This window comes from Salmonirosea aquatica (genome assembly GCF_009296315.1).
Lineage (GTDB): Bacteria > Bacteroidota > Bacteroidia > Cytophagales > Spirosomataceae > Salmonirosea > Salmonirosea aquatica.
In genome coordinates this window covers 3,694,724-3,706,692 of record NZ_WHLY01000002.1, presented here as the reverse complement: position 1 = coordinate 3,706,692, position 11,969 = coordinate 3,694,724, and the positions used below count along the sequence as shown (strand labels likewise).

The window sequence follows — 11,969 nt, the reverse complement described above, 5'->3', positions numbered from 1 at the left end:
CGCTGTCAGGTGAATGCCCCGCTTTACCCGATGGCTAATCAATTTATGTTGAATAGCAAAAAATACGCTTGCTTTACCACAAAGTCTGGCATTACGTCCTAATCAACCTACCTCTTCACTCCTACCTCAATCGGTACTTATGAAAAAAACCTTTATTTCGATTATTATGGTGGTTAGCACTACCCTGGCTTTTTCCTGCGGTGGCGGTGCTGAAAGCGTCAGCACTGACTCAGATACCCCGACAACGGAAACCCTATCCCCGGCCAGCTCATCGGGCCAGGGCGATTGCATCCTTTCCTACCAGCGCAAGCTGGACGAGCTGCTACCCCTGGAAGTGATCAAAAAGCATTATTCCGAAGAAATGCCCGATGCTAAAATGAAATACGATAAAAGCGCGCCCGAGCGCAAGGCCAATACCGACAAGTACGTCCACTCCTGGAAAAGCGACCGTACCCGTACGATGAAGATGGGAAATTCGACGATGGAGATTCCGCTTCAGAACGAAATAGGCGTGATGTGGGTAGGTAGTGATTTGTTTATGATCAATAAAAAAGCCACACCCCTCGAGAATTTCAAGGCATTTTACCGAAACCCCACCCAAGAGGAACTGGATCAGGCTTTCAAAGTAGCCGAAGCGCGGTTAAAAAACGACCCTAACTATTCGAAAGAACAGGCCGAGGCAGCCGCAGACATGGCCAAGGGCATGAGCACCACGGACAAGTTTGAAGATGTGCCGGGAATCGGGAACGCCGCATCTTTTAACAAAAAAGACAATTACCTCACGGTGCTGGTCGGCGCGACGACGTTTCAGGTCATCGCTAGTGTGAGCAAAGACAAAGATGTGAATCTGGAGCTGGCCAAGAAACTAGCCAAAGAGGTACTGGCCAAGTGCGAATAAACGAATCCATTCGCACCTGATTTTTATCACTCCACTTCCAGCACTACATCGTCGCTCATGGGGTGGGCCACACAGGTCAGAATGAAGCCCGCTTCAAGCTCTGCTTTGGATAGTGCATCCTCTTCGTCCAGATGCACCTTGCCCGACACGCAGCGTCCCATGCAGGCCGTGCACATCCCCGCCTGGCAGGAGTAAGGTAGGTCGATGTCCAGATCCAGCGCCGCTTCCAGCACAGTCTGGTGGGGCTCTACCCGAAACTTGTACTCGCTGCCTTCGTAGAGTACCGTGACTTCGTAACCTTTGGGCGAATCGTCGCCTGGCGAATCAGCACCGCTTTCTGAGGGTACCTCGGTCACGTCACCGTGGGCTTTGGCAGTGGTGGCGGTAAGGAAACTTTCTTTGTGAACGCGCTCAGCGGGTACGGCCAGAATGTCCAGCGCCCGTTTGGCCTCTTCCATCATGTCGTCGGGGCCACAGAGGTAGTAATCGGTCCTGGCGGGAGGTGGCTTGGGTAGCCCTTCCATTATTTTCAGAATCTGGGATTTATTCAAACGCCCGCTTTCGCCCGCCCACGCCGCGGAAGGCTGACTCAGGGTATAAACCAACCGGAACCGTTCACCGTATTTGGCTTTCAGAGTATCCAGCTGGTTCTTGAAAATAATACTGTTCTCATTCCGATTGCCGTAGAGTAGATACACCTCGCTCTCGGGCTCCACCATCAGCACCGACTTCGCAATGGAAATCAGCGGCGTAATGCCGCTTCCAGCCCCAATTAATACAACGCTACGTTTTTGGTCTGCGTCGAGTTCGGGAACGAAGTGCCCCAGCGGCTCCATGACTTCCAGTACGTCACCTTCCTTTACCGTCGAGGTAAGGTACTCCGACGCGAAACCACCCGGGAGCCGCTTTACCGTAACGGCCAGCGATACATCGGTGTAGGGCGAACTCGACATGGAGTAGGAACGGCGGATTTTGGTATCGCCCTGAGGCAGGAGCAGCGTCAGAAATTGTCCCGGCTTGTATTTGATTACTTCGTTGAAAGGGTGCCAAAAATGGATGGTAACGGCATCGGGCGTTTCGTGTATGACCTCTTTTACCTTTAAAAAATAATATTTGCTCATTCTAAAATTTGAACCGACGATCGGCGATTTTGGGCTAACGTACCGGTTGGTACCAATAGGAGATTTGCTTCTGTTTTTACTTCTCTATAACAGAAGCAGAAACCGCAAAGTTTGATTCGTTCTGCGGCGTCTCACTTTATTTCTCACCAAAGACAAGGCCCCGCAGCGAACTCTTGCGGGGCCTTGGCATCAGGAATGGTCTACTGTTTAGGCTCGTATGCTACCGCTATTTTAGGGTAGCTACCGCCTCCTTAATCCGCTGCACGGCTTCGGTCAGAGCTTCATCAGAGGCCGCAGTAGAAATCCGAATGCAATTAGGTGCTCCGAATCCTGACCCGGCTACGGTGGATACGTACGAATTGTTGAGCAACCACAGCGAGAAATCGTCCGAATCCTTGATAAGATTCTTGCCGTCGGATTTTCCGAAATAGTAGCTCACATCCGGAAAGGCATAGAAAGCTCCCTGGGGTACATTGACTTTGAAGCCCGGAATTTCTTTTAAAAGCCCTACCACCAAATCACGGCGACGAGCGTAGGCTTCGGCCATTTCTCTGGTAGGCTCCAGGGTACCATTGAAGGCCGCTACGGCCGCCTTCTGCGCGATGGAATTGGTACCAGACGTTACCTGACCCTGCAATTTCTCCACACCTTCGGCGATCCACTTGGCGGCTCCGATAAAGCCGATCCGCCAGCCGGTCATGGCGAAGCCCTTGGCTACGCCGTTGACGGTAATGACGCGGTCTTTCAGCGCCGGAATAGACCCCATGCTGAAATGGCCTTCGTCCGTAAAATTGATATATTCATAAATCTCGTCAGCCAGCACGTAAATATTTTCATGTTTCTCGATGACCGCCGCCAAAGCCCGCAGTTCGGCCTCCGAGTACACCGACCCCGTCGGGTTGTTGGGCGAGGCGTACATTACGATCTTGGTGCGGGGCGTGATGGCCGCCTCGAGTTGTTCGGGAGTCACCTTGAAGTCATTCTCGAAGGTACCATCCACGATCACCGATTTGCCTTCGGCCAGTTTTACCATTTCCGAGTAGCTTACCCAGTACGGTGCAAAAATCAGTACCTCGTCGCCGGGATTGACCAGTACCTGAATGACATTGGCCAGGGAATGCTTGGCGCCCGTAGATACCACGATATTCTCGGGTTTCCAGTCTATGTTGTTGTCGCGTTTCAGTTTGTCGGCAATGGCTTTGCGCAGGTCGGGGTACCCTGCCACCGGCGAGTAGCCGTGGAAACCATCGTCGATGGCTTTCTTGGCAGCCTCACAAATGTGGGCGGGAGTCTTGAAATCGGGTTCACCAACGCTCAGGCTGATGACTTTGTGGCCTTCGGCGGCCAATTCACGGGCTTTCTTGGTCATCGCCAGGGTCGAAGATTCTTCGAGGGCATTGATGCGGTCGGCCAACAACTGGGTTTGCTCTGCTACTGCGGACATTGCAATAAAAAATTAAGTTAATTGAAACGGTATCAACAAATTGCCCGCAAAGGTAAGATTTTGATATGAGTTATGAGATATGAATTATAAGATTTTTGAGTTCAAGGTACCCCTATGTGTACCGTAATTACTTGGCTGGGGTTACCGGATCTCTTCAATAACAGACTGCCCTTGCGAACAATCACCGGACGTCCAGCGCCAGGTTTCGTGCAGTCGAATCCGCCCATCGGACAATATTTCGGGCTTCGACTGGCAGGTACCCGTCATCAGTTCACCCTGCTCGTTAACCTGATGGTAGCGCATATCGATGTTCCCCGCTTCGTCGACCAGTCCGATCAGGTGGCCTTTTTTTATTTTTCCGCCAGCATATTCAGAAGTAAGCAGGGTGCCTTCCTGCTGGTACAGGAAAATCGTTTCCGCCGAAGTTTCGCCGTTTTCAGTATTCTGGACCGGGCGGAAGCGTTTGTTGTGGTAGTTAATCATGGTCAGAAGGAATAGTGCGACCCCATAGGGTTGGCTTGTACACTATAAGGAAATTTGATAGTCGTTTGGATACATTGAATAGATTGAGAATTAACGCACTGATCCGCCGAGGATGTAGCGCATTGGCTGGTTTCCATTAGATTTGACAACTTTTAAAAAGTTGTCAAATCTCAAATCCTATACCTCAAAAGTATGTATGGCTAAAACCGAGCATTATTTCGTCGAATTCGAAGATGAGTGTTTCTACCATATCTATAACCGGACGATCGACAGCGGGAAGCTTTTCGCCCATGAAGGCAACTTTGAGTTTTTTTTGAAAAGATTGGACGGGTATCTGAGTGGCTTTGTTGAGGTATACGCTTTTTGCCTGCTGAGCAACCATTTCCACCTGCTCATCAAGGTATCGTCAGAAGAAGCCTTACGGAAGAATTTGGCTTCTTTCGAAGAAATTAACTCTGGGAAAATTCTTGCCCTGAAAAAGGGAGAACCATCCCAAAAGACGGTTCACGAAATTGTCAGTCACCAGTTCAAGAAATTCTTCCAGTCGTACGCGATGGCCTACAATAAGCAGCAGGACCGGGTCGGAACCTTATTTCAAACTCCTTTCAAGCGGGTAAAAATTGACAATGACCTATACCTTACCAGTATCATAAAGTACATTCATACCAATCCCCGGAAACATGGCGTCGAAGCGGATTTCAGAACGTACCGATGGAGTTCATATTCAAGAATACTGTTGGAAAAGCCGACTAAACTGCGAAAAGAGGAAGTCCTGGAATGGTTCGGGGGAAGAAAACCGTTCGTCAATGCTCATGAAGGAGATTTCGATCTACCCAATGGCTGGGGATTGGAGGAGTGAGAAAAAGATTTGACAACTTTTTTATTAAAGTTGTCAAATCTCAGCAACATATCGCTACGCCAAAGCCGCTTTCAGGTTTTCATCGATGGCATCGAGGAACTCCTCCGTATTCAGGTAGTGGTCCTTCGTCAGGCTGTCGCCGTGTACGATCAGGGCGAGGTCTTTCGTCATCTTGCCGCTTTCCACGGTGTCGATACATACTTTTTCCAGCGTATCGGCGAAGTTGATCAACTCCTGATTGTCGTCCAGCTTGCCCCGGAAGGCCAGACCGCGCGTCCAGGCGAATATCGAGGCAATGGGGTTGGTAGAGGTAGGACGACCTTTCTGATGCTCGCGGTAGTGGCGGGTCACGGTACCGTGGGCCGCTTCGGCTTCCATGGTACCCCCGTCGGGCGTCACCAGTACCGAAGTCATCAGGCCCAGCGAACCGAAGCCCTGCGCTACGGAATCAGACTGTACGTCACCGTCATAATTCTTGCAGGCCCATACAAACTTACCGCTCCATTTCAGCGCGGAGGCTACCATATCGTCGATCAGGCGGTGCTCGTACACGATGCCGGCCTCGGCGAATTTGTCTTTGAATTCAGTATCGAACACTTCCTGGAAAATATCTTTGAAGCGACCGTCGTATTTTTTCAGAATCGTATTCTTGGTCGACAGGTACACCGGCCAGCCTTTCTGCAAGCCCATGTTCATACAAGCCCGCGCAAAACCTTTGATGGAGTCGTCGAGGTTGTACATGCCCATGGCCACGCCACCGCCGGGGAAGTTGAACACGTCGAATTCCTGCACGGTACCATCCTCGCCTTCAAATTTCATGGTGAGTTTTCCCTTGCCGGGTACCACAAAATCGGTAGCCCGGTACTGATCGCCGAACGCATGACGACCCACGATGATCGGGTCGGTCCAGGTCGTGACCAGGCGGGGTACGTTGCTCATCACGATCGGCTCGCGGAACACGGTACCATCCAGAATGTTCCGGATCGTGCCGTTGGGCGAGCGCCACATCTGCTTCAGGCCAAATTCTTCCACGCGGGCTTCGTCGGGGGTAATCGTGGCGCATTTGATACCTACCCCGTACTCTTTAATGGCGTTGGCGGCGTCGATGGTCACCTGATCATTGGTTTCGTCGCGGTACTCGATACCGAGGTCATAATATTTTATATCGACATCCAGATAGGGAAGAATCAGTTTGTCCTTGATGAATTTCCAGATAATGCGGGTCATTTCATCACCGTCGAGTTCGACGACCGGATTGGCAACTTTAATTTTGCTCATGCTCGTAGATTTTGATTTAGGGGTAAAAGCTAACTACTATTCGTAAAAAACACCGCGCAAAAGTACAAAAGTCAGTTGACAATGGACAGTTGGCGGTTGACAGTTTTGTATTTTTCTGTCAACCAAGTAGTTATTTTCAGGAATTGTCGGTTTCCAATTTGCTTTTCAAAATTAAACTCGCAATTTCATTGGCTCGAATCTTAACCTAAAACTTTTACAGTTAACACTTCGCATGAAAAAAACACTACTCCCGCTGCTGTGGGCAATGTTGGCTCTGACCACTCCGCTCGCGACCGCCCAGTCCAAACGCAACGCCTCCAAAACTCCCGCCGATCCTGCTGAAAAATTGAAGCAGGAAGTGGCCCTGAGCGTAGAACAGAACGCTAAGCTCGGCCAGGAAATCAACGACATGCTATTCAGCTTTTCCGAACTAGGCTTTCAGGAAGAAGAGTCAGCGAAGTACCTGACCACACTTTTGGAAAAAGAAGGTTTCACGATTCAGCGCGGCATCGCCAGTATGCCCACCGCATGGATCGCCACCTGGGGTAGCGGCAAGCCGGTGATCGCCCTGGGCTCCGACGTGGACTGTATTCCCAAAGCCAGCCAGAAACCCGGTGTGGCCTACCACGATCCGCTGGTGGAAGGTGCACCCGGTCACGGTGAAGGGCATAATTCGGGCCAGGCACTAAACATCATTTCGGCCCTGGCCGTCAAGAAAATCATGGAGCGCGACAAAATTCCCGGTACCCTGATGCTGTGGCCCGGTGTGGCCGAGGAATTGGTAGGTGCCAAAGCCTACTTCGTGCGCGATGGCTACTTCAAAGACGTGGATGCCTGTATCTTCACGCACGTCAGCAACAACCTGAGCGTCAGCTACGGCGATGCGGGCAACAACGGCCTGATATCGGTCAAATTCATGTTTGAGGGGCAAGCCGCCCATGCCGCTGGCGCACCCTGGCGCGGCAAGAGTGCGCTGGATGCCGTGGAGCTGATGAATGTAGGCTGGAACTTCCGCCGCGAGCACCTTGAACTGACGCAACGCTCACACTATGTCATTCCCGATGGCGGCGACCAGCCCAATGTGGTACCCTCCAAAGCGTCGGTCTGGTACTATTTCCGTGACCGCAGCTATCCCAAAATCAAGAAACTCTACGATGTGGGCATGAAAATGGCCGAGGGGGCCTCCCTGATGACCGATACCAAGTTCACCTACGAAGTGCTGGGTTCGGCCTGGCCGGGACATTTCAACCAGCCCATCGCCGAAACCATGTACCAGAACATCAAAAAGGTGGGCCTACCTACCTGGGACGAAAACGATCAGTTGCTGGCCAAGGCTGCTCAGATCGAAATCGAGGCCAGCAAAATTGAGGGATTAGCTACCAAACTGGACACCATCGGCTTACCCGCCGATATGCCCGTAGCGTCGATGGGCGGGCAAATCATGCGCTCGATGGGCGGCGGCTCCGACGACATCGCGGATATTTCGTGGGCGCTGCCCACGGTGGTACTACGCTACCCTTCCAATATTCCTAACCTACCCGGCCACCACTGGTCCAACGCCATTTCGATGGCTACGCCGATTGCCCACAAGGGTATCGTAGCCGGCGCCAAAGCCGAGGCTATGACCCTGATCGATATGTTCACGAAGCCGGAGGTACTCAAGAAAGCCTGGGCCTACTACCGCGACGAACAGACCAAAGACCTGCAATACACGCCGCTCGTTGGTCCGAAGGATTTTCCGGCCACCTACCTCAATAAAGAAATCATGGCTGAATTCAAGCCTTCATTGGAGAAGTTTTACTACCAGCCCGCGAAGTACAAGACGTACCTGGAGCAACTAGGTATCACCTACCCTACCATCAACGACACGCAGCGGGCTAAGATCAAAGAACTAGAAGCGAAAGAATTGGAGGCTAAGGGAAAGTAATATTCATTCCAACGCTGACAGCGATCCAAACGCTGTCAGCGTTGTTCTTTAAGTCAACGTACCTTGAAGTTTTTATTCTCGATGCGCGAGAATTCCGTCAACTTTCCAGACTGGTACAAACTATCCAGCGAAAGCAGGTTTTCATCCGTCACGGCTAATGTTGAATCGGTGGGCGCGAAATTGATGTAGTCCTGCACCAGAATGCCCCCGACGCGCTGCGGATTGTAGGCTTCACGGAACCGCATCCCGGTTTCGTTGACGTGATAGAGGTAGGACACGAAATCCATCGAGCCGTCCTCCTTGTCGAAATAGTACACAAACACGTCGTCGTGGTCTTTGCCGCCGCCTTCCTGGGTAAAGAACACTTTTATTTTGTCGTAGGCTTTACCTTTGATCGTCACTTCACCGATGTACTCTTTCTGTACTGCGGCATCCCGCAACGGCGCGGGAAGGAGCAGAAAATACGCCACCGAGTTGACCGAGTACTTGTACTTGTCCATCGTGGTATCCGGCACACTCACTTTTTGTCCATTGATGGTTCGGTAGGCTTCAGCGTTAGTCAGGATGTCGCGGATTTCGGCTCCGGTCGAATCCATTTGGATGCGTTCATACCGAAAATCACCGCCGTTTTTTTGCACGATGTAATGCTTGTCTCTGAAATCGAATTCCAGATTGACTTTATCGTAGGCCGCACCACCGTGGTAGTCGATGGCTTTATCGACAATGGTTTGCGCCGGATCATCGGGCTGGCAGGAAAGAAGGATAACAGAAAAAACAGACAGGAGCAGCGTAGAATTGCGCATAAAATTGGGGAAGAGGATTAAGTTTTGGGTAAATTACTCTTTCGATAGCTAAACTGATAATGTCGGCTGCAAAGTTCACCCACCTGCAAAATGAAAATACGCCCTTTATTACTCCTCTTTTTCAGCATTTCCCAAGCAATGCAAGCCCAAGAACTTCAACTCTGGTACGACCGTCCCGCTGCCGCCTGGGAAGAGGCCCTGCCCGTGGGCAACGGACGGCTGGGAGCCATGATTTGGGGAAAAGTGGACGAAGAACTGATCCAACTCAACGAAACTACCCTCTGGACAGGTGGCCCCGCCAATCTGAATCCCAACCCGCAGGCGGCCTCGTACCTGCCCCAAATCAGGAAAGCGCTCTTCGCCGAAGACTACGCCAAAGCCCACGACCTGACCAAAAAGTTGCAGGGATTGTATACGGAATCCTACGCGCCATTGGGGGATTTGGTATTGAAAATGAAATCTAATGGTGAAGTCAGCAAGTACCGTCGCGAACTCGATATCTCCAATGCCCTGGCTACTACCACCTACACCCAGAATGGCGTGGAGTACCGTCGGGAAATCTTCGCTTCCGCGCCCGATCAGATTATCGTCATTCACTTGACGGCCAGCAAGAAAGGTACCCTGAGCTTCGACCTGGAAACCAAGAGCCTGATCCATTTTACCAATACCGCCGAATCCGCCACCGAAATCGCGATGCGGGGAAAAGCGCCCGCCCACGCCGACCCCAATTATGTGAATTACAATGCCGAACCGGTCATCTACGAAGATTCGACGGGTTGCCGTGGCATGCGGTACGACCTACGGGTTAAAGCTATTTATAAAGGAGGCGAAATCACAGCCGATAAGTTGGGCATGCACGTGCAGAATGCCGATGAAGTCACGCTTTTCGTATCGGCAGCCACGAGTTTCAACGGCTTCGACAAATGCCCCGACAGCGAGGGAAAAGATGAGGTAGCTTTGGCTACCGAATATCTGGAAAAGGCGATTGAAAAACCCTACGAAGCCATAAAACAGGCGCATAAGGACGATTACAAACGTTTCTTCGACCGCGTATCGCTGCAATTGAACGACGGTCAGGGCAGCCAACTACCCACCGATCAGCGTTTGAAAGCCTATACTACCGGGGCTAAAGATCCGGCTTTTGAAGCCCTGTACTTTCAGTATGGAAGATACTTGCTGATTTCCTGCTCGCGCCAGGGGACGCCCGCCGCCAATTTGCAGGGAATCTGGAACGACAAGCTGCGTCCGCCGTGGAGTAGCAACTACACGATCAACATCAACACCCAAATGAACTACTGGCCCGCCGAGGTCACCAATCTTTCGGAGATGCACGAGCCTTTGCTCGATTTCATCGAAACCCTGGCGGTTACGGGCCGCAAAACGGCAAAGAATTTCTACGGAGCCAACGGCTGGGTGGCGCACCACAACAGCGACATCTGGGCTACGTCCAATCCCGTCGGTGATTTGGGTAAGGGCGACCCGCAGTGGGCCAACTGGTCGATGGCTTCGGCCTGGCTGAGCCAGCATTTGTACGAGCATTACCGCTTTACGCGGGACATAGGGTACCTGCAAAAAACCGCCTACCCGATCATGAAAGACGCCGCCGCTTTCTGTCTGGACTGGCTGATCGAAAATAAGGACGGACAACTCGTAACGGCTCCTTCTACTACTCCCGAAAATAACTTCATCGGACCCGACGGCAAGCCACACGACGTATCCATTGCCACCCCGATGGATATGAGCATCATCTGGGATTTGTTCATCAATGTCATCGAAGCCTCCGAAGTACTAGAAACAGATGATGACTTTCGGAAAATGCTTATTGCAAAACGGGCCAAACTCTTTCCTTTACAGATTGGCAAAAAGGGAAACTTGCAGGAATGGTATAAGGATTTTGAAGAGCAGGACCCGCTGCACCGGCACGTGTCGCATTTGTTCGGGTTGCACCCGGGACGGCAGATTTCGCCGATCACGACGCCCGCTTTGGCCAAAGCCGCCGAAAAAACGCTGGAAATGCGGGGTGATGGCGGTACGGGCTGGAGTAAAGCCTGGAAGATCAATTTCTGGGCGCGCCTGCTCGACGGTGACCACGCTTACAAACTTCTGCGCGAACTGCTGACCTATGTCGGTACCAGCAAAACAACCATGCAGGGCGGAGGTACCTACGCCAACCTTTTCTGCGCTCACCCGCCCTTCCAAATCGACGGCAACTTCGGCGGCATTGCGGGCATGGCCGAAATGCTGATCCAAAGCCATCTGCAAGACATTCAACTGCTGCCCGCTCTGCCTTCGGCCTGGGCACAAGGTACCGTAAAAGGACTCCGCGCGCGCGGCGACTTTGAGATTGATATGGCTTGGGAAGATGGAAAGCTGAGTACCGCCACCGTACGTTCCGAAGCGGGCGGTACTTGTCGGATTCGTACCTCAACGCCCGTTAGGGTCACGGGGACGCTCTTTCAGCGGGAGGGGAATACGCTGGTTTTCGAAACGGAGGCAGGGAAGGCGTATCGGTTGGTGGGGGAGTAGTTCATAAAATCTACCCCAACCTATTCGGGAATTTCATTCAATAAATTTTCCAAAGTACTATTCGGAATGTCCGACTGCTCGGACTTATCATAATAGAAACCAGATAAACCGTTTCTGCAACAACTTTAACACAGGTGATTACCCGTGCACCACCTCGGCTGCCTTTTCCTTTGGAGCGAATGCCGAGCCGGATTTTGTAAAATCCATTTTTGAGAGCTGTACCCATGAATGGATTTTTTTCGATTTCGTTGATTAGCTCATTGATTTCCTCTTTTAATGAGGGAAACTACTTTTTAAGTCTTTTAGCTTCCCGCTCAAAATGTATAATGGTATCGACCTTATAGCTCATAGTTCTTTCAAAAACTCACGAGCAGGCCGACTTTTCACCTTACCTTGCTCCACCAGCCGCATTTCCTTCACGCCTGCCCGGATGTTTTCGATCACCTGCTCGTCGGTGTCTTCGTCTAATTCCGTTTCCCGAATAGTTACGAATGAAAAATGCTGAATTAAATCTCTGAAAAATTTGAGCTTTTTGTCCTGTACTTCTAAAACCAGCGTTGCCATGATGCAGTAATTTTGAATGTTGAACAAAAATACGCAACCTTACCTGCTCATCCAAACGCCAATTTC

Annotated in this window: 10 protein-coding genes; 4 read left to right on the top strand and 6 right to left on the bottom strand. The window is 51.3% G+C overall.

The annotated features are described in order from the left end of the window. The first annotated feature begins 139 nt into the window (after positions 1-139). Positions 140-898 (top strand): hypothetical protein, encoded by a 759-nt coding sequence (locus tag GBK04_RS16430; protein ID WP_152761490.1) that lies wholly within the window; start codon positions 140-142, stop codon positions 896-898. Between the two features lie 26 nt (positions 899-924). Here GBK04_RS16430 and GBK04_RS16425 read toward each other — a convergent pair whose 3' ends face one another. The 3 genes from GBK04_RS16425 to GBK04_RS16415 all read right to left on the bottom strand — a co-directional run bounded on the left by GBK04_RS16425 (position 925) and on the right by GBK04_RS16415 (position 3,946). Continuing rightward, the gene (locus tag GBK04_RS16425; RefSeq protein ID WP_152761488.1) at positions 925-2,019 is read right to left on the bottom strand and encodes a 2Fe-2S iron-sulfur cluster-binding protein; all 1,095 of its coding nucleotides are present in this window, start codon (positions 2,017-2,019) and stop codon (positions 925-927) included. A 226-nt stretch (positions 2,020-2,245) separates the two neighbouring features. Further along, positions 2,246-3,463 (bottom strand): pyridoxal phosphate-dependent aminotransferase, encoded by a 1,218-nt coding sequence (locus GBK04_RS16420; RefSeq protein ID WP_152761486.1) that lies wholly within the window; start codon positions 3,461-3,463, stop codon positions 2,246-2,248. 141 nt (positions 3,464-3,604) lie between these two features. Then, positions 3,605-3,946 carry an avidin-fold protein gene (locus GBK04_RS16415; RefSeq protein WP_152761484.1) on the bottom strand — a complete coding sequence of 114 codons (342 nt, stop codon included), beginning with the start codon at positions 3,944-3,946 and terminating at the stop codon, positions 3,605-3,607. A gap of 196 nt (positions 3,947-4,142) precedes the next feature. Here GBK04_RS16415 and GBK04_RS16410 point away from each other — a divergent pair, with 196 nt between their 5' ends. Continuing rightward, the gene (locus tag GBK04_RS16410; RefSeq protein ID WP_152761482.1) at positions 4,143-4,805 is read left to right on the top strand and encodes a transposase; all 663 of its coding nucleotides are present in this window, start codon (positions 4,143-4,145) and stop codon (positions 4,803-4,805) included. Between the two features lie 54 nt (positions 4,806-4,859). Here GBK04_RS16410 and GBK04_RS16405 read toward each other — a convergent pair whose 3' ends face one another. Next, complete coding sequence (locus tag GBK04_RS16405; protein ID WP_152761480.1) at positions 4,860-6,083, bottom strand: NADP-dependent isocitrate dehydrogenase; 1,224 nt, start codon at positions 6,081-6,083, stop codon at positions 4,860-4,862. Between the two features lie 232 nt (positions 6,084-6,315). Here GBK04_RS16405 and GBK04_RS16400 point away from each other — a divergent pair, with 232 nt between their 5' ends. Continuing rightward, positions 6,316-8,010 carry an amidohydrolase gene (locus GBK04_RS16400; RefSeq protein ID WP_152761478.1) on the top strand — a complete coding sequence of 565 codons (1,695 nt, stop codon included), beginning with the start codon at positions 6,316-6,318 and terminating at the stop codon, positions 8,008-8,010. Positions 8,011-8,063: 53 nt separating this feature from the next. Here GBK04_RS16400 and GBK04_RS16395 read toward each other — a convergent pair whose 3' ends face one another. After that, a complete protein-coding gene (locus GBK04_RS16395) occupies positions 8,064-8,813 on the bottom strand; it encodes a DUF6503 family protein (protein ID WP_152761476.1) in 750 nt (249 codons plus the stop codon). Positions 8,814-8,951: 138 nt separating this feature from the next. Here GBK04_RS16395 and GBK04_RS16390 point away from each other — a divergent pair, with 138 nt between their 5' ends. Further along, positions 8,952-11,339: a glycoside hydrolase family 95 protein gene (locus GBK04_RS16390; protein ID WP_373331042.1), complete on the top strand. Its 2,388-nt coding sequence runs from the start codon at positions 8,952-8,954 to the stop codon at positions 11,337-11,339. Positions 11,340-11,684: 345 nt separating this feature from the next. Here GBK04_RS16390 and GBK04_RS16380 read toward each other — a convergent pair whose 3' ends face one another. Next, a complete protein-coding gene (locus tag GBK04_RS16380; protein ID WP_152761472.1) occupies positions 11,685-11,903 on the bottom strand; it encodes a hypothetical protein in 219 nt (72 codons plus the stop codon). Positions 11,904-11,969: the final 66 nt, after the last annotated feature.